This window comes from Flaviramulus sp. (assembly GCF_982512915.1).
This window is the reverse complement of sequence record NZ_CEWOCJ010000012.1, coordinates 34875-60848: the sequence shown is the minus strand read 5'-3', so window position 1 is coordinate 60848 and position 25974 is coordinate 34875. Positions and strand designations below refer to the sequence as shown.

Genomic DNA, 25974 nt, shown 5'->3' with positions numbered 1-25974 from the left:
TGAATGTGACATGACAAATATCATATTATAACACACTAGATTTTGTAACTTTAGAATATAAATTTTAATACTTTTTATTATGAGCTTACTAGAAAACTTAAACGACAAAGCCACACAAACTGTTTTTAATAAAAAGGTAGTTGCAACTACACAACACTTACAAACTTACGTAAAGCACAGATTGTATATTGCGGAATCAACTAAAGTAATCCCTAAAAACATGTTCACTTCTAACGATATAATTGATGAAGCTGTAGCTAAATTTTATGAAAATGGTTATGATATTGATTTGGATGAAATGGGAATAAAGTTAAAACTTTTTAAAATTGTTGATAAAGATTTAGACAACCTATTTGAAAAAGAAGCTTTTCATAAAAAAACTACTAGTACTGATATTATTTTGAAAGAAGAATTAGATGGTTTAGAAGAATTATATACCATTGATGAAGACTACGATTTTATTATGAATGAAGAGCTAAACGACATCTCATATAAACAAGATAACAAACAGAAATATTTGTTTTTATATGATGATGATAATAAATCGTTTATGAATGCTTTGGAAATTAAAGATCTATCATCTACTATGGAAAATAACAAAATACTAGGAAAAATATATACTTGGCTACCTATAAGAGTATCTAGTATTGTTGATCTTTATGTATTTGGAAAATTAAATTATGATGAAATAGCATCAGTTAAAAATACTGAGGTAATTAGAGTCGTAAGGGTTATAGAGTTAGCTAAAAAAAGTTTTAAATCTTAACTTAAGTTAGTTTTCTAAAACGGTTCGCATAGCTTTGGCTTTAACTAAACATTCTTCATATTCTTGTAACGGCTCACTTTTAGCTGTAATAGCACTACCAACTGAGTAAGACAGATATTTTTTTGTTGCATTGTACAATATACTTCTAATAACCACATTGAAATCAAAATCATTTTCCGGTGTAAAATAGCCAACTGCTCCAGAATATAATCCTCGTTTTGTTTCTTCTAAATCTTCAATGATTTTCATTGCTGAAATTTTTGGTGCACCAGTCATGCTTCCCATAGGAAAGGTGCTTTTAATAATATCTATGGGAGATGTAGTTTCTTCAACTTTAGATTTTATAGTTGATACCATTTGATGCACTTGATCAAAGGTGTAAATCTTGCATAATTCCTCAACTTTTACACTTCCCTTAATGGCAGTTTTGGATAAATCATTCCTTACTAAATCAACAATCATAATATTTTCACTTCGCTCTTTAATACTATTTGAAAGTGTTGTTTTTAACAATTCATCTTCTTTTAAACTATAAGAACGCTTTGCAGTCCCTTTAATGGGTTGAGTGATTACTATTTGCCCTTCCTTTTTTAAATAACGCTCTGGAGATGCTGATAATAAATAATTATCAAAGCACTTTAAAAATGTAGCAAAAGGAGGATTTGAAATTCCATTTAACTTATTGTAAATATCTAAAGGATTTATTTCTGTGTTTTCAGCATAAAATTCTTGACAAAAATTGGTCTCATAAATATCTCCTCTAAGTATATGACTCAAAATAGTATGAATCTTCTCAAAATATTCATCTTTGTGAATCCGAAGTTTAATTTTAATATCATTTGGCTGGGAATATTGAAAAGCTTCTTTGGTGTTTTCAATAGTTTTTAAATCATCTTCAATCTCATCATCAACCATTTTCAAATACTGAATTTCTAATTGATTACCTCTTATAAAGAATAATTTTTTAGGTTGAAAAAAATATAAATCAGAAAACCCTAAGCCATCAAAATTTTGAGAACTTAAAAATTCAATATCATTCTTTAAATCATAAGTAAGATATCCAAAAGCCCAATCTTTTAAACTTGCTTGATAGTCTTTAAGTTTTTCAAATCCCTTTACATAATCTGTTTTAATACCGGTAAAAGCATCAACTGCCAATACAGCATCATAATTACCGTAATTTTGCTTGTATTCATTGGAATCTAACCAAACAACATCATCAAACTGTTGTGCCCAAATCAGTAATTGATTTTTAATTTTTTTGGTATCCGTTAACTTATGAATGTATTTTGTCCTCAATTAAAAGTATTATGCAGCAAAGTTACTTAGAATACTTAAAATTTTAAGATTTTTGCACAATAGTTTAATAACATAAAAGCATGGTTACTTTACAAAATGATAAACTTAAAATTGCAGTAAAAAATACAGGTGCAGAACTTTGTAAAATTGCATCAGTAATAAATAAAACCGACTTTATGTGGGATGCCAACCCCAATGTATGGGGTAGTTTTGCACCCAACTTATTCCCTATTATTGGTGCTTTAAAAAACAACTCATATTACTTTGAAAACGCTAAGTTTGAACTTCCAAAACATGGTTTTATTCGAAATAACAATCAATTAAAGCTTATTAATCAAACTGCAAATAGTATCACTTTTAGCCTTATTTATAACGAGGTGTTATTAAAAATATATCCATTTAAGTTTGAATTTAAAATTACATTTGTTTTAATAGATAATATTATTGAAATACATCATAGTGTTATAAATTTAGACACAAAAACTATGTATTTTTCTTTGGGTGGACATCCAGCTTTTAAGTGTCCGGTTTATAAAAATGAAAGTTATGACGATTATTCCTTAGAGTTTGAACACTCAGAAAATTCGAGTACACATCTCATTAATATGAAAAACGGACTGATTTCACGTCAAATAAAATTAGTTTTGAATGATAACAAAACACTTAATTTACATCATGATTTGTTTAACGAAGATGCACTTATTTTTAAAGATTTAAAATCAAGAAAAGTTACTTTAAAAAGTAATAAAAATGGAAACATTTTAAGTGTGATGTATCAAGATTTTAATTATTTAGGTATTTGGGCTAAACCAACTGGCGATTATGTTTGCATAGAGCCTTGGCTTGGTATTGCTGATAATGAAGCTACCAACCAAAACCTAGATGAGAAAGAAGCTATTATAAGTTTAAAACCAAATGATACTTTTAAGGCAACTTATAGCATAGAAATACATAATAAGCATTTAGTCTAACAAGAATAATAAGCTTAACTTTGCTAGCTAAATAGAACATCGTGAGTACTTTTGAAGATTTAAATTTAAATACCCCTTTATATAACGCCTTAGACGATTTAGGCTTTAAAACCCCAACACCAATTCAAGCTGATGCTTTTAACGTTGTAGCTTCTGGGAAAGACATGGTAGGTATTGCACAAACTGGTACAGGTAAAACCTTTGCTTACATGTTGCCTATTTTAAAAAACTTAAAATTTTCAACACAAGAAAATCCTAGAGTTTTGGTTTTAGTACCTACAAGAGAACTAGTAGTGCAAGTAGTTGAGGAAATTGAAAAGCTTTCAAAATATATCAATAATCGTGTTTTAGGTGTTTATGGAGGCACCAATATCAATACTCAAAAACAAGCAATCGCTAATGGTGTTGATATCCTTGTTGCGACACCAGGTAGATTGTACGATTTGGCTTTAACGCGTGTTTTACAATTAAAATCTATACAAAAATTAGTAATAGATGAAGTTGATGTGATGCTCGATTTAGGTTTTAGACATCAGTTAATAAATATTTTTGATATCCTGCCAGAAAAGCGTCAAAACATTATGTTTTCTGCTACTATGACACAAGATGTAGATGTATTAATTAATGATTTTTTTAAAAGTCCAGAACGGGTTTCAATAGCTTTATCTGGTACACCTTTAGAAAATATTACACAACAACGTTACAATATTCCAAATTTTCATACCAAAGTCAATTTACTAACGTATTTATTAAGTGATTCTGAAACCTATAATAAGGTTTTAATATTTGTAGCTTACAAAAAAATGGCTGATAGATTATTTGATAATTTAGACATCCATTTTAAAGAAGAATTATGCGTAATCCACTCAAACAAAACTCAAAATTACAGACTACGTAGTATTGAACAATTTAGAAATGGAGAGAACCGTATTTTAATTGCTACCGATGTAATGGCTCGTGGTTTAGACATTGATAACGTAAGCCATGTTATTAATTTTGACACACCAGATTACCCTGAAAACTACATGCACCGTATAGGAAGAACAGGAAGAGCCGAACGTAAAGGAGAATCGTTTGTTTTTTCTACAGAAGTAGAAGAAGACGCTATCAAAAATATAGAATCTTTAATGAAAATGACGATTCCGCTTATAGAAATTCCTGATTCGGTTGAAATTTCCACAGAACTTATTGAAGAAGAACGCCCACAAATAAAAGAGCGAAATAATCCAGTTAAACAAAAGGATGAAGATGCACCGGGACCTGCATTTCATGAAAAATCTGAAAAGAACTCTAAAGAAAACTTAGGTGGTAGTTATAAATTTAAAATAGCTGCTAAATATAAAAAACCTAAAACCAGAGGTGATAAAAATTATAATAAGCGGAATAAGAAAAAATAAATCTTTTAGTGTTTTACTATTCTAAATTTAACAAGGTTTTTTTTATAGAATCAAGTAATATAGCATTAACGTTTACAGCCTCTGCATAATCATTCCAATGCTGCACTTTAGCGTTAATCTCTGAAATAATATGTGGTGCCTTTTTTATATTCATGGCCTTAGCAAAATCAAGCAAATCATCTTTATCAATTCCAATTCTTTTACCATTAACACTTAAGGCATGCTGACTTACCCAAATACTATCTGGTCTGTAAGCATGACAAACATCATATGCTGGAGCTAATTGCCATACTCCACCCTCTTTAAGTAAAAAAGCTATATTTTTAGTATGGTCATCACAGTTTCTAGCAATCACATTAAATACCATTCTGCGATACATTTGTTCAGCATCAGGATAGGGTAACCTAAGCATTCTCATTGTTTGAAATAGTTGCTCATAACTAAAACTCCTAACCTCATTAAAATCATAGTGTTGCATGGCGCAAAAGGTTTGAATATGATGTTTTACAGAGCCACCCTCTCTATCAAATCTTTTTGTCATAAAATGAGCTCTACCATTCTCTTCCAATAATTCGGATTCCATCATTTCAATACCACAATCTTTTGCCATATTGTAATATGCCATTTCAATCCTACCATAGCCTTTACTTTCACCAAATTGAGCATCACTTACACCATCTAATTTTATCAGCCAATGCTCAAATCCTTTGGGTGCATTTGTTTGACCAGAGCGCACTTGTCCTGTTTTTTTGTTGTAAGCAATAATAGCTTTTGGTCTCGCTCCACCTGCAGAAGTTCCTATTTTCAAAATATCCATTACCGCCTGCTGCTCATCTGCATTCAAATTAGCTTCAAACCCTTCTCTCTTGTTTAGCATACGCTTTGCAATATCTACTAAACTATCGATCTCAACTTCAAAAGTGTTTTTATTTGGCTTTAATTGAGTAGGTTCAAATTCTAAAGCACCCATACCTCTTTTACCTATAAAACATAACTGCTCTATCGGATTCATACTATTTTCTGGACGTCCATTTTGTGCTAACCAAATATTTATTAATTGGTTTCCATATTTATCAGGTAACACATCAGCTAATAAACCTGGTAAACCTTTAAATGTACCATATTCACTATTCTTTGCAGGCTTTAATTCTGAAAATGAAAATATATTTTGATTTAAATTAATAGGCATTTTAATAGGCGCTAAATCTATCTGTTTCAATTTAAATTTTGGCTCATATTCAAAACTAGCCAGTTTTTGAGTTTCATCCCAAGCTACTGCACCAACTATTTTACCCCAAATTTTTACAAATGCTGTTTTAACCTCTACCATTCACTATCCTTTTGTTCGTTTTCTTCAACTTTTGTTCGCGCTCTTTGCCTTTTTTGTTTATCAAGTTTAGCAAGCTCTAAAGGACTTATTTGGGTTTCAATTTTAAATACCTCCAATACTTCAAGCAAATTAAGTGCTCTCAAAATTTGTATTAAGGATATTAAAGAGATTGGTTCGCCATTTTCTATTTGACTCATAGTCCAACGATTAATTCCAGCAGCTTCAGCAACTTTAGCTTGCGTTTTATTTTGAAATAACCGTTTATCTTTTATATAAGCTCCAATAAAAAAAATAATAGATTTATCGGTCATTGAAGGCCAATTAATATTAGAATTTCCCATTGTTAATAATTTAATTACTATTTTTTGTTAGTATTTACCAATTCAAAAATATAAAATATCAAATAAAAAACAAAAAAAAAGTTAGTAATAACCAACATTAAAATAAAATTAAATACTTTATGATAGTAATTACTAACTTTTTAATAAAATTAAAATAGCAGATAGAAGAGTATATATACTAGTTCTTGTGTAATGATTTCAAAATAATAATACCAATTCTTGGTAGAATAAAAGTTACACTACCAAATAAGGTTGTTATGAAAGATATTTTTAGCCCTGCTGCTAACATACCAGAACTAATATCACTCATAGACTCAATAGCATCAAATCCAGTAATCATCCCAATAATAGAGCCTAAAAACCCAATTACTAAACCTAAAATACTGGTGTCTGATGCTAAACTGGTCATTTTTTTTGATTTCGATACATCTTTCTTAAGATTAAGAAAACCCATAACTACAAAAGATAATGCTAATAATAAACAAATCAAAATGAGCGACATGAACAATGGTCCGCCATCCATAAAAATATTCATAAAAAAGACAGACATAAAAACTGATAAAAAATTCATAATAAATGATTTTAATTAAACATGATACAAACATATAAGTAAAAATCGCATAAAAAATCAAAATGCGACGGATAACTAATTTAGCAATTAATACAACAATTTGTTAAAACCTTTATTAAATTGGTTATTCGTCTACAAAATCCTTTGTAGCTTTAAATTTATAGTATTATTGTACAGATTATAAAGGCTATGCTTTCAAATAGATTCATTTTTAAAAAATTAATACAAATCATACTTCACATAGTATTTTGGTGTGGCGTGTTACTTTTCTACACCTATTTTTTTGGAATAAATACCAGTGACTTCAATTACGTTTTATCTTTCTCAGTATTTTTGATGCCTATTACCATAGCTACTACTTATATTTTTATCTATAAAATAATTCCAAAATATCTTATCACTAAGCGTTACATTCTATTTGGACTGTATAGTTTATATACTATAATCATTTCTAGTTATCTAATTGTTCTTTCTGTTTTTTATGGACTCGTTTACCTGTCAAACTTTAAGTATTCAAAAATGGCGCCTATTAGCAAAAGCTTGTTGTTTGTTACTATTGCAGTTTATTTAGTGGTGATTATTGTGAGTGCTTTTAAACTTTTAAAACTAAACTTAAAACACACTGAAGAGACCAAAAAATTAGAAACGAAAATTCTAGAAAACCAATTAAAATTAAAAGAACAAGAACTTAATTATTTAAAGATGCAAATTCATCCACATTTCTTATTTAATACCTTAAACACCATGTATGGATTTGCTTTAAAAAAAGCCGACGAAACCCCAGAAATGATATTAAAACTATCAAATTTACTAGATTATTTATTATACCAAGTAAACAAACCCTTTGTTTCTCTAACCGATGAATTAAATCATATTAATGATTACATCGAACTAGAAAAAATGCGTTTTAACAATTCGCTTAAAATCAATTTTAAAACAGATAACATTTCTGAAAACATAAAAATTGCACCGATGCTTTTATTACCATTTATTGAAAATAGTTTTAAACACGGAAGTCTTAAAAACGGTATTCTAAGGATCAATATAAATCTATTTTGCAAAAACAAAAGCATTCATTTTGAAATTAAAAATACTAATAATAACAACGAAACCTCAACTAAAGGTATCGGATTAGAAAATATTAAAAAACGTTTGGACTTATTATACAAAAACCAACATGTTTTAGATATTAATAAAAATCAAAGTGTTTTTAGAGTAATTTTAATACTTAACACGGCTTAGTTTATGCAAAAAAACAAAGATATATTATGTGTTATAGTAGATGATGAAACCATCGCCAGAGAAGTAATCGAAACACATTTATCAAAAATTCCTAATATTAAAATCACTGCGAGTTGTGCTAACGCCATAGAAGCTTTTAATGTATTAAGAGCACACGATATTGATTTGCTTTTTCTAGATATTAATATGCCTGAAATTTCGGGAATATCGTTTGCTAAATCAATAAATAAAGATATTAAAGTGATATTCACAACCGCTTACAGAGATTTTGCAGTTGAAGGTTTTGAATTACAAGCAATAGATTATCTGCTTAAACCAATTTCGTTTGAAAGATTATTAAAAGCCGTAAATAATTATTATAATGTTTATACAGAAGTTAAAAAATTTAAAAATAATCAAAGTGAAAGCATTGATTTTATGTTTGTTAGAGCCTATAGACGCATGATTAAAATAGATTTTCAATCAATTATTTACATCGAAAGCTATAGCGATTATATTAAAATCCACTTACCAAATGAAACTATTGTTACCCGAGAAACAATTAGCGCTATTGAGGCTAAATTACCAACTAAACAGTTTTTAAGAATACATCGATCATTCATAATCGCTTTAAATTATATTTCATCATTTACAAATGAAGAAATAACTATTAACAACACAACATTAACTATTAGTAGAAGTTACAAAAAAGAAGTTTTAAAAGTTTTAGAAACTTATTTATAACTAATTAGAAATATAGATTTAATCAATATTAAACTTTTGTTAACTAAAGAAAATTGAAGTAGTTATTTGTAAATTTGCTTTTATGAAAACACTACTAATTTATTTCATTGCTTTATTTTTCATAACACCAAAAAATAATCATACTACTAAGCCATATTGGAGTGCAACAGGACATCGTGTTGTAGGTAAAATTGCTGATGAGTATTTGACTAAAAAAGCTAAAAAAGAAGTTAGCAAACTACTAAAAAGAAAGTCTTTAGCATTTGTGTCTACCTATGCAGATGAAATAAAATCTGACAAACGTTATGACGAATTTTCTACTTGGCATTATATAAATATGCCTTTTGATATGAAATATGAAGACTCTAAGAAAAATCCGAAAGGTGATTTAGTTATTGGTATCAATTATTGCATAAAAGTTATAAAAGATGATGAAGCCTCTGATGATGATAAAGCCTTTTATTTAAAAATGTTGATTCATTTAATTGGAGATTTACATCAACCTATGCATATTGGACTGGAAGATGATAGAGGCGGCAACGATTTTAAAGTACAATGGTTTTATAAAGACTCTAATATGCATCGTGTTTGGGATGGCGATATGATTGAAAGCTTTGATATGAGCTATATTGAATTAGCTGAAAATGCTGATGCATTAACTAAAAACCAAGTGAAAGCCATACAACAAGGAAGTGTTATAGACTGGGTAAACGAAACCCAAGAATTAACAAAAAAAGTATATAAATCTGCTAAACCTGATGAAAATTTAAGGTTTCAGTATTCTTATAACAACTTTGAAACTGTTAGAACACAACTACAAATAGCAGGTATACGATTAGCTAAAGTTTTGAATGATTTATTTTAAAGTAGTTTTACTACTCGGCAAAATTTAAAATGGCAATTATTTATTATCAACTCGTTTAAAATCTAAATGATGAAAATCAAAACTAAAATCAATGTTCGGAGCTTTTCCTTTCATTTTTATGCTTTGAGCCTTTCCTTCTTTATCTAAAGAAAATATTGTAACGAAACTATTGATTGCAAAAAAGATAAAAACTAAGGAGACGCATTTTATTTCATCTTAAAATCATGTGTCTTTAATTAAAGTTAAAACCCTTTCAAATTAATCAAAAGAGTTTTATAATATAGAGAGCCTTTCGGTTTTCAGTTTAGTAACCAACCAAATTTAACCTAACCAAAGTTAACCCTGAATTCTTACTTGACTCTCTACAATATCTTTTATTGGAACTATAAGCCTACCTTCTTTTGTAATTAATGTAACCGTTATACCATCAATAGACTCTACTTCACCTTCAATATCATTAAACGCTATTTTTTGGCCAATTTCATATGTTTTTCTAGTATAAAAAGTTCTTAATAAATCGCCCACTAATTTTTGTGCACCAAAGCCAAAAGCCAAAGCAAAAGCTAGTAAAAAAGCTGCTAATATCATGGTGATATTACTAGTAATTATGGTAGTATCTAAACCTGATTGATTTAATGCGGTTATAGAAATAAATATTAAAATGATGAAAAAAACTACCTGACTTATCATTTTAGCACCAGATAAATCCATGGAGTCAAAAAACGATTTCAATCCTTTTTTAATGGTATTTGCTAAAATTAAACCAACTGTAAAAACAGCTAAGGCCGAGAATAATTGTGGTAAATACCCTAGTAAATCACTTATTTTTTCAGATATCATATTAAGATTCATGATATCTAATGCCATAATTAATAACATGATATACATAATCCATTTTACAAAGCCTGATATTATTTTAATAGTATCAAAACTCAATTTTTTACCTTCAACAATTTCAATTTCATTTAAGGCATCATCTAATTTATCGGCATTTGCTAGTTTTAATGCTTTTTTAACAACTTTTACAACAATTTTAGTTACAAACCATCCAATTACTAGTAATAAAATGGTACCAATAATATTGGGGAATATTTGAGATATTTCAAGCCACATAGCTGATAATGATTCGGTAGCCATATCTTTCCATTGTGTTGCTTTATTCATAATTAATTTTTGTTAGGGTTAGGTTTTTACTTTTTTGGTTTTCTTTGTTTCATTACAGTTTCTATAACATCACCAATATTGTAAGAAAACAATGCAGCTAACTCCATTATGAGTTTAGCCATGGCGATATCAGACATAACCTTAGACTTGAGTTCTTGTGGAACTTCTTTAAGAGGCTGGTTTATATGTTTAAACGGATTCTCCATTAGTTAAGATTATTATTATAAGTATCTATAAGTTTATCTTTTGCTCGTTTAATTCTCATTTTAACAGCACTTTCTCCAATCCCTAAAACACTTTCAATTTCTTTAATAGAAAGATTATCTTGGTATTTTAGTAATAATATCATTTTCTCTTCAGGAGAAATAAGCTCTAATACTTCTTTTAATTTTTCTACTTTCATAGTTAGAAAAGTTTCATCCTCTTCATCTTCAGAAAGATTTTCTATATCAGTATAATTTACAGATTGTTTTTCAAATTTTTTAGCGGTATTTCTTGTTACATAATTAACACAGTGATTATATGTAAATGCATATAACCATGTTGAAAATTTTGACGCACCTTTAAAACTAGCAAGTTTAACAAAGAGTTTTAAAAATACATCTTGTGTTAAATCTTTAGCCTCATCTGAGTCTTTGGCAAAACCATAACACTTATTATAAACCAAGCTAGCATACCTATCATATAAAATCTCGAAAAGCAAAGTATCATTGTTTTTTACAATACCTTTTATAAGATCTTCATCAGAAATTCTATTAATATCTTTTGAGGTTTCCAATTATAGCTTTTCGCCTGTTTAGTTATTGTTAGTTTATGACACTAGCTTTTATTAAACGTCACTTACTTATTAAAAAAAAGTATCAAAATATATGTAGTTATGACTATACAAATATACTTTTCGTTTTTTTTATCTAATATAAGTTATTAATTAATAACTACTTATAAAAAAAAATCCTACTTCATATTTATAAGAAGGAATTTTTTTTATAATTTTTGAATTATTCTCTGAGACTCCAAATCTCATAAATTGACTCACCTTTACAAGAAAGTCCTTAATGATGTCAATTATATTAAACTAAGGTAAAATCAAATTTCAAATGAGCTCATATTGTGGAATCATCTCTAGAAAAGAATTTTATATTCTCAGTAAAAAATACCATTAATTGTAGAGTAAGTCAGTCGGCTGTTCCTATAAATTGTTTCATTTCAGCATTAAAAGTTATACATCGAAAACGGATTGATGATAAAATTTTCATAGTTTTCCTTGGCGCATTTGTAGCTCTTGTTTAGGTTTCTCCATTGTTAATTCTACCAGATAATAACCAAGCTTCATTTAATACACCTGAAGCTACTATATCGATTTTTTTTTAACTCTATATTTCTTCTAAGACTTAAAAAATAGAATCGCTTATTGACAATTTAAAACTAAAGTATTAACCTACTCTTTTAGAATTATTGGCATAAAACTCAACATACTCAGTCATGATATCTTCATCCAAATTTCAAGCACCTTCATTACTACTTAAAAATTCACTAGTTTTAACATCAAACGTTGAAAGAGCTTGATATCTTTCATAAAAATTATAACACTTTTAAGTTTTCATCCACTTATATTCAAATTATAGGTTTCTCATGTCCGAATTGGAAATTTAGTATTAAACAAAACGATAAAAAAACTTATTAAATATGTAGAGCTCTATCTTCAGTTGCTGCTAAAGCTGCCTCTTTAATAGCCTCAGTAAATGTTGGATGGGCATGAGACATACGAGAAACATCTTCTGCACTAGCACGAAATTCCATAGCTACAACAGCTTCTGCAATCATATCAGCAGCTCGAGCTCCAATCATATGTACGCCCAGAATTTCGTCAGTTTGTTTATCAGCAAGTATTTTCACAAAACCATCTAAATCCATACTAGCTCTACTTCTACCTAAAGCGCGCATTGGAAAAGAACCTGTTTTATATTCAACACCAGCTTCTTTTAATTCTTCTTCAGTTTTACCAACACTAGCTACTTCTGGCCAAGTATAAACTACACCTGGAATTAAATTATAATCAATATGTGGTTTTTGTCCTGCAATAATTTCAGCTACAAAAACACCTTCTTCTTCAGCTTTATGAGCTAACATAGCTCCTTTAACAACATCGCCAATAGCATATATATTACTTACAGTTGTTTGTAAATGACCATTAACCTCAACTTGACCTCTATCGGTTAGTTTTACGCCAGCAGCTTCTGCATTTAACCCATCTGTGTATGGCTTTCTTCCTACAGAAACCAAACAATAATCACCTTTAAACTCTACTTCCTCTCCCTTTTTATTATCTGCTTTTACTATAACTTCATTTCCTATCCGCTCAACAGATTTTACTTTGTGAGATACTTGAATATTAAATTTAGCTTTTTTGAAAACTTTATTCAATTCTTTTGAAAGTCCGGCATCCATCGTTGGAATAATTCTATCCATATATTCAACCACAGTAACCTCAGCGCCTAAACGCTTATATACTTGACCCAACTCTAAACCAATTACACCACCACCAATAACAATCATGTGTTTTGGTATTTCTTTTAGTTTTAAAGCTTCTGTTGAAGTAATGATACGCTCTTTATCTAAGTTTATAAAAGGTAAATTTGAAGGTTTACTTCCGGTTGCTATAATGGCACTTTTCGCTTCAATTTCAATAGTTTGATCTCCAGAAATGGTAATATGTGTAGCATCTTTAAAGCTTCCTAAACCGTGATAAACATCAATCTTATTCTTATTCATTAAAAAATCGATGCCACCAGTAGTTTGATCAACAACTGCTTGCTTTCGTGCAATCATTTTTTCTAAATTCACTCTAATTTCTCCCGGAATATCAATACCATGCTCTTCAAAATGCTTTACAGCATCTTCATAATGATGTGACGAATCTAAAAGTGCTTTACTTGGTATACAACCAACATTTAAACATGTACCACCTAAAGTTGCATACTTTTCTATAATGGCAGTTTTCATGCCTAATTGTGCGCAACGGATAGCTGCAACATATCCTCCAGGACCAGAGCCTATTATGGCCACATCGTATGAATTCATATTATATTTTTTTGAATTTTGTGTTTAAAATAATGCATCGCAAAAATACAAATTTAGATTAACGCATTTTAGGTTAAAACATAGTTTTTTATGAAATTATTCTGATTTATATATATCATTTAAAACCCATTCCAACTCAGTATCTATATTTTTACGTCTATCTTTTACTGTTGGAAGCATTTCAATATCTGGTTTAATACCAAATCCATCAGGAAATTGTTTTTGTGGTGCTTCAATTTGCATTAGTCCCATCCTAACCACAAGTTTACTTACTGGTAATTGGTATACTTTGTATATACCAGCTACAGTGCCATTATACGCTCCTCCAGTTTCTTCTCCTACAAAAACAGCTCTTTTATTAGCTTTTAAGTGTGTTGAGATTAGTGAGGATGCCGAAAAGGAATTACCATTTATCAATACATATATATCACCTTTAAAATTTAAAGGATTGGGAGTTTTCATTTTAGTATTTTTATTAAACCTGTAATATAATTTACCTTCTTTTTTTCTGATTTTAAACAAATTATGAATAATCATGATTGGAGAAAATATTCCGGCTACAACTTTAAGGCTATTAGGAGAAGTATTACTCATAAATGATTTTAAAAATGGGATCCTACTATTTACCTCACTGTCTGTTATAAATTGATAATCATCTTTTGTTAAATAGGAATAAAATTTATCGATTTCTGCAATTCTTCCGCCACCATTATCTCTTAAATCAATTATTAAGTGTTTTGTATTAGCAGAGTCTAGTTTTGTAAAACTTTCTTGATAAAACTTTTTGTAATTACCATTTGTAAAGGTTCTAATTTTCATACAAGCTACGGTACTATCTTTGCCAATAAAATCAAAATTTCGGGCATATACATTTTTTTTAATTAAGCCGTATTTAATATCATCTTTCTTCTTTTTCCTTCTTGAGATGCGGTTTGTTTTCTTTTCTTCTTTTGATAGCTTTTCTGGTATAATTTTTTCTTCGTTTAAAATCAAACTATCATTTTTTATCTCCTCTTTTAACAAGCGTCTAAATGTTTTAATAAAAAGAGAGTCTTTATTTCTAAACGTCACCTTTAAGCTATCTAAAAAACCTTTATCTCGCGTATAAAAAACAGAAAAACCTTTACTTACAAATCTGTCATGTAAAGTTTTATTGTAACCATCTGAAGCAAAACGTGTTTTATAAATCTCTATTAATTTACTTATGGGCTCGTCAGCAATACTTACAACCTCAGCCCCTACCAATGCGGAATCTTTTCCAAAATTATCCTTTACCCAAAGTTTGCTTTCTAAATACTCAAAATCCAAATCATAAAATTCTAATTTCTTTTTCTTTAATGTTTTACGTTCTTTTTTTGTAAACTTTATTACAGTATAACCAACAGCTACATGACCTTGCCTAACGTTAGTTACTACAGGCGCTACTTTTTTATAAAACTCTAGAGAAGTAAGTGGTTGATTAATTGATTTTTTTAAACTATCAAACTTAAAATCTAGATCAGATTTTGAGGTGTATTGGTATAGTTTTGGATGGTGTTTCTGTAACTGTTTGTAAAGTTTATCAACATCGTTTTGTAAAGCTTCAACAGGATGTAGGGCTGAAATTTGTTGGTTATACTTTTTAACACTATTACAAGACATTATAAGTGTAACAAACAACCCAAGTAAAATAAATTTCCTCATAAATTTCTATTCGCTTTCAATGTGCAAGCTAAAATAAATGTAATTGATTTAATAGTAACCCATTTAATCTTTCTTTAACTTTTAGGAGGATTCTTTTAAAACTCTAACAATAAAATTATGTAGTTTTGTGCTTCATGCAGAAAAATATTAACATAAAAAATAAAAAGGCGCGTTTTCAATATGAAATATTGGACAAATACACTGCTGGCATTGTGTTAACAGGAACCGAAATTAAATCCATACGAACTAGTAAAGCATCCATCGCTGAAAGTTTTTGTGAGTTTAATGAGGGTGGCGAACTTTTTGTGATTAATATGACTATTGAAGAGTATCTTTACGGCACATACTACAACCATAAACCGAAAGCAGAACGCAAGTTGCTTTTAAATAAAAAAGAACTTAAAAAGCTTAATAAAGAAGTTCAAAATACTGGGCTAACCATAATCCCATTACGTTTGTTTATTAATGAAAACGGTTATGCAAAAATGGAAATTGCATTAGCAAAGGGTAAAAAGCTTTTTGATAAACGCGAGACTATTAAAGATCGAGATAACAAACGAAATCTTGATAGAGTAAAAAAAATATACAAATAATTTAAGGGTTTATTAACGCTTTAAATATTACAAAACACATACTTTAACATCTTAAAATAGTATTTATGAAACTATCCTTCTACGGTTTATTGTTTAGTATTATTTCCATGAGCTTAAATGCTCAAAACAAGGCAGATTCAGAAATCAAAAAAGAAGTTGTTGCATTTAAAATAGACAGTACTAGCGTATTAACATTAGATGGTACCATAAAAAGCTTGTACAATGTCATATCTGGTGAAAAAGGCGTGGAGAGAAATTGGAAGCAATTCAAATTTCTTTTTTATCCAGAAGCTAAACTTATAGCTACTGGAAAAACCATAGAAGGTAATTTTATGGTTAGATTTATGAAACCTGAAGATTACATTAGAAACTCTGGTAAATGGCTTGTCGAAAATGGGTTTTTTGAAAAAGAAATTCATCGAAAAGTAGATACTTTTAGTAATATAGCTCAAGTATTTAGTTCATATGAATCATTTTACAGTAAAGCAGATAATAAACCATTTATGCGAGGCATTAACAGTATACAACTTTTAAATGATGGTAAACGTTGGTGGATTATCAATGTTTATTGGGCTCAAGAAAATAAACAAAATCCAATTCCTAATGAGTATTTAGACTAAAAAAAATCAAACCAAAATAGATTTAACCAATTCAAAATCATTCAATCTTTTATGATAAAGTTATTAAAAACGATCGTTATTTTTTCAATTTCAATATTAACAACCTCTTTAAGTTTTTCACAAGAAAAAGCATTACCAGTTTTTAAAGATGGTGAAGCTCAAATTGTAGAAGCTTTCAATACGCCAGAAAAATGGATACGTCATGATTTATTTGTAGAGACTACTTTTGATTCAGATGGCGATGGCAAAATAGACAGGGTTCATGTAGATGTAACTAGACCTTACCAAACAGAAACGGAAGGTTTAAAATTACCTGTTATATATGAATCAAGCCCCTATTATGCGGGCGTAGCTCCAGATGTTGAAGGTGTTTTCTGGAACGTTCATCACGAATTAGGAGAAATTGGAGAACCACGTATACACCCAGAAGTTACGAGACTTGGTGAGCGTCCAATCATATCAAATTCTCAAATAGAAACATGGGTGCCTCGTGGTTATATTGTTGTGCATTCATCATCACCAGGAACAGGTTTATCTCAAGGCGCTCCAACAGTTGGTGGCGATAACGAATCATTAGCTCCAAAAGCCGTTATCGATTGGTTAAATGGTCGTTCAAAAGGCTATTCAGAACCCTATGGCGGATCAGAAGTTAAAGCAACTTGGACTACAGGAAAAGTAGGTATGACAGGAACCTCATACAATGGTACCATTCCATTAGCTGCTGCTACAACTGGAGTAGACGGCTTAGAAGTTATCATTCCTGTGGCGCCAAACACTTCCTACTACAATTACTACCGCTCAAACGGTTTAGTGCGTTCACCTGGAGGTTATTTAGGTGAAGATATTGATGTCCTTTATGATTATATCCATAGTGGTGATGAATCTAAACGTACTTCAAACAATGCAAAAATTAGAGATACCGAAATGAAAAACGGCATGGATAGAATTAGTGGTGACTATAACGATTTTTGGGCAGGTAGAGATTATTTAAACGATATGGCACCTATGAAAGCTGCTTTATTAATGTCGCATGGATTTAACGATTGGAATGTTATGCCAGAACATAGCTACCGTATATACAACAAAGCTAAAGAAATGGGGTTAGAAACAGTAATTTACTACCATCAATTTGGTCATGGAGGCCCTCCTCCTTTAAGTTTGATGAATAAATGGTTTACACATTACTTATTTGATGTTGATAATGGCATTGAAAACGAACCTAATAAAGCTTGGATAGTACGTGAAGATGATAAAATGGGAGAACCAACACCTTACAAAGATTATCCAAATCCAGATGCTAAACCAGTAACCCTTTATTTAACTTCTGGTGCACCAAAAGCAGGTAGTTTAACAACATTAAAAAATACTAAACAAGGGAAAGAAACTTTAGTTGATAATTACTCGTTTAATGGGGAAGCGTTAGCTAGTGCAGAAATTACTAATCATCGTTTATTGTATGTTACCCCTAAACTGAAAAAAGATATTCATATATCTGGTGTACCACAAATCACAATAAAACTTGCTAGCAATAAACCAGCTGCTAATTTATCTGTTTGGTTGGTATCACTTCCGTGGAACGAAGGTAGAAGAACAAAAATTACAGATAATATTATAACACGAGGTTGGGCAGATCCTCAAAATTACAAATCACTTACCGAAAGCGAACCATTAGAACCTGGTAAGTTTTATGAAGTTAGTTTTGATTTACAACCAGATGACCAAATTATTAAAGCAGGACAACAAATAGGCTTAATGATTTTTTCGAGTGATAAAGAGTATACTTTACATCCAAAACCAGGCACAGAATTAACTGTGGATTTAGACGAAACGAGTTTGACATTACCTGTTGTTGGTGGAGTTTTAGGGTTTTAAAAAATTATTTTAATGAGCCAATTTTTATCAGAAATACCACCAGATTTAAAAGACTTCATAAAATTATAAAAATATTTTTTATAGTTACTGCTGGTCAAGAAGGTCGTATTAATTTGTCTCCAAAAGGACATGATACGATACGAGTTATAAATCCAAAGAAATTGGTTTGGCAAAACCTAACTGGCAGTGGTAACAAAACTGCTGCTCATCTTTTAATAAACGATAGAATAACCATAATACTTTGTGCTTTTGAAGGCAAACCCATGATTTTAAGAATTTATGGACGTGCTAAAGCTTATCACGAACGCGATTTAGAATATCAAAAACATATTGAATTATTTAAAGAAAACACAGGTTCTAGGCAAATTATTGAAATAGACGTCGAATCTGTACAAACTTCTTGTGGCTATTCAATTTCTTTTATGGATTTTAAAGAAGAACGCGGACGATTAAATTCGTGGTCAAAAAAGCAAGGAAAAGAAAAAATAAAATCCTATTGGGTAGAAAAAAAAACTAAAAGTATTGATGGTTTTAAACAAATATTTCATAAAACCAACAAACCTAATTCTTATCTTCAAGTAAAGGCACAAATTTAAACTGACCAAATTCATGTTGCTCAAATTCTTTAGGGCCTTTTCTAATAAAAAGTGTCATAATTTGTACAGCATCACCAACTGGGATCACAAGTCTGCCTCCAATTTTCAATTGGCTTAGTAGTGGTTTAGGAACAAACGGAGCTCCAGCTGTTACTATTACACTATCAAAAGGAGCCTCTTCCTTTAATCCTTTATAGCCATCACCAAAAATAAGTTTTTTGGCACGATAGCCTAATTTGGGTAAAAAGCTACTCGTTTTTTTAAACAATTCTTGTTGGCGTTCAATACTATAGACCTTTGCTCCTAACTCACACAAAACTGCTGTTTGATAACCGCTTCCTGTGCCAATTTCTAATATTTTGTCTTCAACTTTAACTTGCAACAACTCGGTTTGAAATGCTACGGTGTAAGGCTGCGAAATAGTTTGATCTGCTCCAATAGGAAACGCTTTGTCCTGATAGGCATGATCTAAAAAACCAGAATCCATAAATAAATGCCGTGGAATCTTGCCTATGGCATCTAAAACTTTTTCATCGGTTATACCCTTGTTTTTAATAACGTTAACTAACTGCTGCCTTAATCCTTTGTGCTTAAAAGTGTCTTTCAATTTTGGTAGTCTTTACACCGATAAAATTAGTTAAACATTTTAAAGCTAGAAACAATTTTTTGAGAATTTATTAATCATAAATTTAAAGCTAAAAATTAGAAGTAAATCCTTAAATTGACGTTCTAATTATCTTATTTTTGTTCAAAACGTAAAAATTATGCTAAAAGCTGGTGTACTAGGTGCTGGCCACCTTGGAAAAATTCATTTAAGACTCCTTAATCAATCTGAGAAATATCAATTGATTGGTTTTTATGATGCCAATGAGGAAAACGGAAAAAAAGTAGAGGCCGAGTTTGGATATAAATTCTTTAATTCTCTAGATGCTTTGATTGATGCTGTTGATGTAGTTGATATTGTGACACCTACTCTATCTCATTATGACTGTGCAATACAAGCCATATCAAAAAGAAAACATATTTTTATTGAAAAACCCATAACAAATACTGTTGAGGAAGCCGAACATATTAGAGAACTTTTAGCCAAACATAATTTACGAGGACAAGTAGGCCATGTTGAACGCTTTAATCCTGCATATTTAGCAGTTAAAGACGATATAAAATCGCCTATGTTTATCGAAACCCATCGCCTTGCAGAGTTTAATCCACGTGGCACAGATGTTCCAGTGGTTTTAGATTTAATGATTCATGATATTGATATCATTCTTAGTGTTGTGAAGTCTAGAGTGAAAAACGTTTCAGCTAGTGGTGTTGCAGTTATTAGCGACACCCCAGATATTGCAAATGCGCGTTTGGAGTTTGAAAACGGTTGTGTTGCAAATTTAACGGCTAGTAGAATTTCACTAAAAAAGATGCGTAAAGCGAGGTTTTTTCAAAAGGATGCTTATATCTCAGTTGATTTTTTAACAAAACAATGCGAGGTAGTTAAAATGAAGGATGCACCAGAAAATCCAGGTGATTTCGACATGATTTTACAAAATGCAGAAGGTATAAAAAAACAAATATATTTTGACAATCCAAAAGTAGCTGATAACAATTCTATTTTAGATGAATTAGAGACCTTTGCTGATGCCATAAACACTAATACAACACCAGTTGTTACGCTTCAAGATGGTACAGAAGCTTTAAGAGTAGCAACTCAAATAATTAATTGTTTTTAAATGAAAAATGTTGCTGTTATAGGAGCAGGAACTATGGGAAATGGAATAGCCCATACTTTTGCTCAAAATGGATTTAAAGTTCAACTTATAGACATAAGTGAAGCCTCGTTAAAACGTGGTTTAGAAACCATTAGTAAAAATTTAGACAGAATGGTAGCAAAAGAAACCATTTCTAATGATAAAAAAACGGAGACATTATCTAATATTTCAACCTTTACAGGCATTAAAGAAGGTGTTGAATATGCTAGTTTAGTGATTGAAGCTGCTTCTGAAAACTTAGATTTAAAACTTAATATTTTCAAACAATTAAATGAACATTGTCCAGAAGACACCATATTAGCTACTAACACCTCATCTATATCAATCACACAAATTGCATCGGTTACCACCAGACCAGACATGGTTATAGGTATGCATTTTATGAATCCTGTACCATTAATGAAATTAGTTGAAATTATTAGAGGTTACAACACAAGTAAAAGCGTTACTAAAACAATCATGGAACTCTCAAAAACCCTAGGAAAAACACCTGTTCAAGTAAATGATTATCCAGGTTTTGTTGCTAATCGAATTTTAATGCCAATGCTTAACGAATCTATTGAAACACTATACAATGGGGTTGCAGGTGTAAAAGAAATCGATACTGTTATGAAATTAGGTATGGCACATCCCATGGGGCCTTTACAGTTAGCTGATTTTATTGGATTAGATATTTGCTTATCGATATTAAATGTGATGTATAATGGTTTTAAGAATCCTAAATACGCACCATGTCCTTTACTAGTAAATATGGTAAATGCTGGTAAATTAGGTGTAAAATCTGGTGAGGGTTTTTATGATTATTCTGAAAACAAAAAAGCTGAAAAAGTAGCAAAACAGTTTTTAAAATAAAGCTACTTGTTTTTTTTGTTAAGTTATTTAAACTAATCAACTATTAAACAAACAATCTAAAAACTATAATGAGCATAGAACAAAATTTAAATAATATAAAGCAGGCATTGCCAAAGCATATTACGTTGGTAGCTGTTTCAAAAACAAAACCAGTAAGCGATCTGATGGCAGCTTACCATGCAGGCCAGCGTGTTTTTGGGGAGAATAAAATTCAAGAAATGGCTAAAAAACATGAAGCAATGCCAAAGGATATAAAATGGCATATGATAGGTCATGTACAAAGTAACAAAGTAAAATATATGGCGAGTTTTGTGAGTTTAATACATGGGGTTGACAACCTTAAATTACTTCAACAAATTAATAAACAAGCTAAGAAGCATGATAGAATTATTGATTGTTTATTTCAAATAAAAATTGCTGAAGAAGATTCAAAATTTGGAATGTTAATTGCTGAAGCTTCAGCAATTATTCAATCTGTAGAATTTTCAGAATTAAAAAATATAAAAATTGTTGGTGTTATGGGTATGGCAACTTTTACGGATGCTCAAAAACAAATCAAAAAAGAATTTGATTTTTTAAAAAGTTCTTTTGATAAGTTAAAACCATTTGAATTGGATAACTGTAAATTTGAAACCATCAGCATGGGAATGAGCGGTGATTATGACATAGCGATTGCATGTGGAAGTACTATGATTCGTGTTGGTAGCAGTATTTTTGGAAGTAGAAACTAAAATTAAATAAAAACAAATAAACTTATACACATTTTTGTACGCAATATTAGACATAGAAACCACCGGCGGAAAATATAATGAAGAAGGTATAACCGAAATTGCAATCTACAAATATGACGGTCATAAAGTAGTAGACCAATTTATAAGTTTATTAAATCCAGAGCGCGATATACAACCCTTTGTAGTCAATCTTACAGGTATAAATAATAGCATGTTACGAAATGCACCTAAATTTTACGAGGTTGCAAAACGCATTGTAGAAATTACAGAGGATTGCATACTCGTAGCGCATAATGCCCAATTTGACTACAGAATTTTATGTACAGAATTTAGGCGTTTAGGGTTTGAGTATGAACGCAAATCCCTTTGTACTGTTGAACTTTCAAAACATCTAATTCCTGATCAACCTTCATATAGCTTAGGTAAATTAGTTCGTTCATTAGGTATTCCCGTAACTGATAGACATCGAGCTTCTGGTGATGCCTTAGCCACGGTTAAACTCTTTAAAATGTTATTGGATAAAGACTCTGATAAAAGCATTATTAAAGAATCTGTACGTTTAAATCCTAAACTTCAATTAGAACCAAGGCATCTAGATATTGTTGCAGAATTACCCTCAATTACAGGGGTTTATTATATTCATAATAGTGATGGAGACATCATTTATATTGGTAAAAGTAACAATATAAAAAAACGTATCAATCAACATTTTACAGGTACAGATAGAAAGTCTAAAAAAATACAAACACAAGTACATGCAGTAACATACGAATCTACAGGTAGTGAATTAGTGGCACTTTTAAAAGAAAGTGAGGAAATTAAGCTAAATAAACCCATTTTTAATAGAGCCCTAAGGCGCTCGATTTTCACACATGCACTTTATAGTTTTAAAGATGAAAATAATTATATAAACCTAAAAATTGATATAGCAGACGGTCGTAAAAAACCTATAACAACATTTAGTAACCGCCAAAGTGGAAAAAGTTTTATAACTAATGCCGTTGAGGAATATAATTTATGCCAAAAATTAGCTGGCTTATACAAAACTAAAACGAGTTGTTTTAATTATGATATAAAGGCTTGTACGGGTGCTTGCATTAAAAAAGAAGATCCTGAAACTTATAACATACGTGTAGAAAATTTGATAAACAAAAACAGCTATTCCAAAAAAAACATGGTAATAATTGATAAAGGCAGAGATATAGATGAACGCAGTGCCATATTAATTGAAGATGGTGTTTTTAAGGGAATTGGTTTCTTCCATTTAAATTATCAAATAAATAATATCGAGGTTTTAGAATCCATTATAACGCCCATGCAAAATAACCGAGATACCCAACATATTATTCAAAGTTATATTAGGAGAAATAAAAGACTAAAAATTGTAGTATTTAATTAAGTCATGAACACATCAACAAAAAACTGGAAAACAAAACTTCATGAAATCATTTATGAAGCTGATTCGCCTGCAGGAAAGTTATTTGATGTTGTTTTGCTCATAACAATTATAGCTAGCATTTTACTGGTAATGCTTGAAAGCATTAAAAGTTTTGATTTAAAATATCATGCTTTCCTTGACACAGCCGAGTGGGTAATCACTATTTTATTTAGTATTGAATATATTGCAAGAATAGTAACCATTAAAAAACCACTAAATTATATTTTTAGTTTTTATGGCATAATAGATTTACTTTCTACCATCCCAAAATACATTTCTTTATTGTTTGGTGGCTTACACGCCTTGGCTGCTTTAAGAGCTTTACGTTTACTTCGCGTTTTTAGAATTTTAAAACTAGCCAGATATTTAGGTGCTTCAAATGTTCTAGTAACTGCTTTAAAAGCAAGTAGAGCAAAAATATCTGTATTTCTATTTGCAGTTCTCATTTTATCCATAATTTTTGGAACCTTAATGTATTTAATTGAGGGCGAAGAAAGCGGTTTTACAAGTATCCCAATAAGTGTTTATTGGTGTATAGTTACACTTACTACGGTTGGTTTTGGCGATATTGCTCCTGTAACTCCATTAGGGCAATTAATAGCTACGGTTATCATGATTTTAGGATATGGTATTATAGCAGTACCAACTGGAATCGTTTCTGCTGAGTACTCCAACCAACATAAAAATAGGGAACCAAAAAAAGATGAGGATTTAAATCTAAACACACAGTCTTGCCCAAATTGTTCCGCAGAAAATCATAAAGACAAAGCAAAATTTTGCTATAATTGTGGCCATAAATTAAACAATGAGTAAGATTTTAATTTCTATCGTTGGTCCTACAGCTATTGGAAAAACGGCTTTAAGTATTCAACTAGCTCAATATTTTAATACTGAAATATTATCTGCAGATTCTCGTCAATTTTTTAAAGAAATGCAAATTGGAACTGCAGCACCTTCCAATGAAGAATTATCGACTGTTAAACATCATTTTATTCACCATAAATCTATTAAAGATGATTACAATGTTGGCGCTTTTGAAAAAGATGCACTTCAATGTTTAGAAGAGTTATTCAATAAAAAAGACATTATTATTATGGTAGGTGGTTCTGGTTTATATATTGATGCAGTAACTCGTGGTTTAGATGATTTCCCTGAGGTTGATAAATCCATCCGAAAAGAATTAAACTATACATTAGAAAATGAAGGTCTGGAATATCTTCAAAATCAATTAAAAAAACTTGATACAATTTCATACAACAATATAGCTATTGATAATCCGCATCGGGTTATTAGAGCTTTAGAAATTTGTATGGGTACCAACAAACCTTATTCCTCATTTTTAAATAAAGAAAAAAATAACCGCCCTTTTAAAACCATAACTATAGGGCTTAAAGCCGAAAGAGATATTATTTACAAACGCATTAACCAACGCGTAGATATGATGATGCAGATTGGTTTATTAAATGAAGTTAAAAGTTTGTTACCTTATAAAAATTTAAACGCACTAAATACGGTAGGCTATAAAGAATTATTTAACTATTTATATGGCGACTGGGAATTAGATTTTGCAATTTCTGAAATTAAAAAAAATACGCGCCGTTTTGCAAAACGACAACTTACTTGGTTTAAAAAAAATCAGGATATTTTGTGGTTTGATTTTACTATATCTTTTGAAAACATAAGTAATCCTTTAGAACAAAAAATTAAAAAGTTGAATGAAAGTAAATGAAGATGAATTATACAACCCTGTTTGGAAATCCCTGACTGATATTCATTTTAATCAAGCTATAGATTATGGAAATGTAAATTTTATAAACCAAATTTCACATCCTTTGGAGCATTTATTAATGATGTAGACACTAATATGGCTATTGAAAAGCATTCAAAATTAATTAAAGATTTTTATATTGTAGGTAAAAAACCAAAAGTGCCATTACATTTCAAACTAAAAAAATATGTAGGGTATCAAATGATTATTCATAAAAAAATAGATCATCCAGCCACTGAAACTATTACAAAACTAAACGAAACACACTACCAAAAATTAATAGAATTAATTAAACTGTTGTAGCCTGA

General features: G+C 30.2%; 28 protein-coding genes. 18 read left to right on the top strand and 10 right to left on the bottom strand.

What is annotated here, in order from left to right; translation table 11 throughout:
- Positions 1–79 precede the first annotated feature (79 nt).
- On the top strand, positions 80–766 hold the full coding sequence (locus AC1XJX_RS09575; protein WP_482003759.1) for a hypothetical protein: 687 nt from the start codon (positions 80–82) through the stop codon (positions 764–766).
- Between the two features lie 6 nt (positions 767–772).
- Here AC1XJX_RS09575 and AC1XJX_RS09570 read toward each other — a convergent pair whose 3' ends face one another.
- A complete protein-coding gene (locus tag AC1XJX_RS09570; RefSeq protein ID WP_482003758.1) occupies positions 773–2065 on the bottom strand; it encodes an anthranilate synthase component I family protein in 1293 nt (430 codons plus the stop codon).
- 80 nt (positions 2066–2145) lie between these two features.
- Between AC1XJX_RS09570 and AC1XJX_RS09565 the strand changes: the two genes are divergently transcribed.
- Together AC1XJX_RS09565 and AC1XJX_RS09560 are read left to right on the top strand one after the other, a co-directional pair.
- On the top strand, positions 2146–3036 hold the full coding sequence (locus AC1XJX_RS09565; protein ID WP_482003757.1) for an aldose 1-epimerase family protein: 891 nt from the start codon (positions 2146–2148) through the stop codon (positions 3034–3036).
- Positions 3037–3077: 41 nt separating this feature from the next.
- Positions 3078–4433 (top strand): DEAD/DEAH box helicase, encoded by a 1356-nt coding sequence (locus AC1XJX_RS09560; RefSeq protein ID WP_482003756.1) that lies wholly within the window; start codon positions 3078–3080, stop codon positions 4431–4433.
- A gap of 16 nt (positions 4434–4449) precedes the next feature.
- Here the strand turns inward: AC1XJX_RS09560 and AC1XJX_RS09555 are convergent, their stop codons facing one another.
- The 3 genes from AC1XJX_RS09555 to AC1XJX_RS09545 form a co-directional block, all read right to left on the bottom strand.
- The gene (locus AC1XJX_RS09555; RefSeq protein ID WP_482003755.1) at positions 4450–5763 is read right to left on the bottom strand and encodes a type II toxin-antitoxin system HipA family toxin; all 1314 of its coding nucleotides are present in this window, start codon (positions 5761–5763) and stop codon (positions 4450–4452) included.
- Positions 5757–6104 (bottom strand): helix-turn-helix domain-containing protein, encoded by a 348-nt coding sequence (locus tag AC1XJX_RS09550; RefSeq protein WP_482003754.1) that lies wholly within the window; start codon positions 6102–6104, stop codon positions 5757–5759. The genes AC1XJX_RS09555 and AC1XJX_RS09550 overlap by 7 nt, the downstream gene beginning before the upstream one ends.
- Positions 6105–6282: 178 nt before the next feature.
- Positions 6283–6675: a MotA/TolQ/ExbB proton channel family protein gene (locus AC1XJX_RS09545; RefSeq protein WP_482003753.1), complete on the bottom strand. Its 393-nt coding sequence runs from the start codon at positions 6673–6675 to the stop codon at positions 6283–6285.
- A gap of 519 nt (positions 6676–7194) precedes the next feature.
- Here AC1XJX_RS09545 and AC1XJX_RS09540 point away from each other — a divergent pair.
- The 3 genes from AC1XJX_RS09540 (at position 7195) to AC1XJX_RS09530 (ending at position 9505) form a co-directional block, all read left to right on the top strand.
- Positions 7195–7917, top strand: a complete 723-nt coding sequence (locus tag AC1XJX_RS09540) for a sensor histidine kinase (RefSeq protein ID WP_482003752.1) — start codon at positions 7195–7197, stop codon at positions 7915–7917.
- Positions 7918–7920: 3 nt separating this feature from the next.
- On the top strand, positions 7921–8640 hold the full coding sequence (locus tag AC1XJX_RS09535; RefSeq protein ID WP_482003751.1) for a LytR/AlgR family response regulator transcription factor: 720 nt from the start codon (positions 7921–7923) through the stop codon (positions 8638–8640).
- A gap of 82 nt (positions 8641–8722) precedes the next feature.
- The gene (locus tag AC1XJX_RS09530; RefSeq protein WP_482003750.1) at positions 8723–9505 is read left to right on the top strand and encodes a S1/P1 nuclease; all 783 of its coding nucleotides are present in this window, start codon (positions 8723–8725) and stop codon (positions 9503–9505) included.
- 336 nt (positions 9506–9841) lie between these two features.
- On the opposite strand, the gene AC1XJX_RS09525 is transcribed toward AC1XJX_RS09530, so the two are convergent.
- From AC1XJX_RS09525 to AC1XJX_RS09505, 5 genes are all read right to left on the bottom strand, one after another.
- On the bottom strand, positions 9842–10669 hold the full coding sequence (locus AC1XJX_RS09525) for a membrane protein (RefSeq protein WP_482003749.1): 828 nt from the start codon (positions 10667–10669) through the stop codon (positions 9842–9844).
- Positions 10670–10695: 26 nt separating this feature from the next.
- Positions 10696–10875: a hypothetical protein gene (locus tag AC1XJX_RS09520; RefSeq protein WP_482003748.1), complete on the bottom strand. Its 180-nt coding sequence runs from the start codon at positions 10873–10875 to the stop codon at positions 10696–10698.
- Positions 10875–11447 (bottom strand): RNA polymerase sigma factor, encoded by a 573-nt coding sequence (locus tag AC1XJX_RS09515; RefSeq protein WP_482003747.1) that lies wholly within the window; start codon positions 11445–11447, stop codon positions 10875–10877. Before AC1XJX_RS09515 ends, AC1XJX_RS09520 begins: the two co-directional genes overlap by 1 nt.
- Positions 11448–12349: 902 nt before the next feature.
- Positions 12350–13750, bottom strand: a complete 1401-nt coding sequence (lpdA, locus tag AC1XJX_RS09510) for a dihydrolipoyl dehydrogenase (protein WP_482003746.1) — start codon at positions 13748–13750, stop codon at positions 12350–12352.
- A 96-nt stretch (positions 13751–13846) separates the two neighbouring features.
- Positions 13847–15433, bottom strand: a complete 1587-nt coding sequence (locus AC1XJX_RS09505) for a S41 family peptidase (protein WP_482003745.1) — start codon at positions 15431–15433, stop codon at positions 13847–13849.
- 134 nt (positions 15434–15567) lie between these two features.
- Here AC1XJX_RS09505 and smpB point away from each other — a divergent pair, with 134 nt between their 5' ends.
- The 4 genes from smpB (at position 15568) to AC1XJX_RS09485 (ending at position 19114) form a co-directional block, all read left to right on the top strand.
- Complete coding sequence (gene smpB, locus AC1XJX_RS09500) at positions 15568–16026, top strand: SsrA-binding protein SmpB (protein WP_482003744.1); 459 nt, start codon at positions 15568–15570, stop codon at positions 16024–16026.
- A gap of 65 nt (positions 16027–16091) precedes the next feature.
- A complete protein-coding gene (locus AC1XJX_RS09495; protein ID WP_482003743.1) occupies positions 16092–16646 on the top strand; it encodes a hypothetical protein in 555 nt (184 codons plus the stop codon).
- A 51-nt stretch (positions 16647–16697) separates the two neighbouring features.
- Positions 16698–18518 (top strand): Xaa-Pro dipeptidyl-peptidase, encoded by a 1821-nt coding sequence (locus AC1XJX_RS09490; protein WP_482003742.1) that lies wholly within the window; start codon positions 16698–16700, stop codon positions 18516–18518.
- Positions 18519–18631: 113 nt separating this feature from the next.
- Complete coding sequence (locus AC1XJX_RS09485) at positions 18632–19114, top strand: pyridoxamine 5'-phosphate oxidase family protein (protein WP_482003741.1); 483 nt, start codon at positions 18632–18634, stop codon at positions 19112–19114.
- Here AC1XJX_RS09485 and AC1XJX_RS09480 read toward each other — a convergent pair.
- Entirely contained in the window at positions 19080–19721 is a 642-nt protein-coding gene (locus tag AC1XJX_RS09480; RefSeq protein ID WP_482003740.1) for a protein-L-isoaspartate(D-aspartate) O-methyltransferase, read from the bottom strand. The genes AC1XJX_RS09485 and AC1XJX_RS09480 overlap by 35 nt on opposite strands.
- A gap of 157 nt (positions 19722–19878) precedes the next feature.
- On the opposite strand from AC1XJX_RS09480, the gene AC1XJX_RS09475 reads away from it, so the two are divergent.
- From AC1XJX_RS09475 to AC1XJX_RS09440, 8 genes are all read left to right on the top strand, one after another.
- Positions 19879–20838, top strand: coding sequence for a Gfo/Idh/MocA family protein (locus AC1XJX_RS09475; RefSeq protein WP_482003739.1), 960 nt, complete (start codon positions 19879–19881; stop codon positions 20836–20838).
- Positions 20839–21729 carry a 3-hydroxyacyl-CoA dehydrogenase family protein gene (locus tag AC1XJX_RS09470; protein ID WP_482003738.1) on the top strand — a complete coding sequence of 297 codons (891 nt, stop codon included), beginning with the start codon at positions 20839–20841 and terminating at the stop codon, positions 21727–21729.
- Positions 21730–21797: 68 nt separating this feature from the next.
- The gene (locus AC1XJX_RS09465; protein ID WP_482003737.1) at positions 21798–22460 is read left to right on the top strand and encodes a YggS family pyridoxal phosphate-dependent enzyme; all 663 of its coding nucleotides are present in this window, start codon (positions 21798–21800) and stop codon (positions 22458–22460) included.
- A 34-nt stretch (positions 22461–22494) separates the two neighbouring features.
- A complete protein-coding gene (locus tag AC1XJX_RS09460) occupies positions 22495–23859 on the top strand; it encodes an exonuclease domain-containing protein (protein ID WP_482003736.1) in 1365 nt (454 codons plus the stop codon).
- A gap of 3 nt (positions 23860–23862) precedes the next feature.
- Positions 23863–24711 carry an ion transporter gene (locus AC1XJX_RS09455; protein WP_482003735.1) on the top strand — a complete coding sequence of 283 codons (849 nt, stop codon included), beginning with the start codon at positions 23863–23865 and terminating at the stop codon, positions 24709–24711.
- A complete protein-coding gene (gene miaA, locus AC1XJX_RS09450; RefSeq protein WP_482003734.1) occupies positions 24704–25627 on the top strand; it encodes a tRNA (adenosine(37)-N6)-dimethylallyltransferase MiaA in 924 nt (307 codons plus the stop codon). The genes AC1XJX_RS09455 and miaA overlap by 8 nt, the downstream gene beginning before the upstream one ends.
- Positions 25614–25754, top strand: a complete 141-nt coding sequence (locus AC1XJX_RS09445; protein ID WP_482003733.1) for a hypothetical protein — start codon at positions 25614–25616, stop codon at positions 25752–25754. Before miaA ends, AC1XJX_RS09445 begins: the two co-directional genes overlap by 14 nt.
- An 8-nt stretch (positions 25755–25762) precedes the next feature.
- Positions 25763–25969, top strand: coding sequence for a hypothetical protein (locus tag AC1XJX_RS09440; protein WP_482003732.1), 207 nt, complete (start codon positions 25763–25765; stop codon positions 25967–25969).
- The last annotated feature ends 5 nt before the right edge of the window (positions 25970–25974 follow it).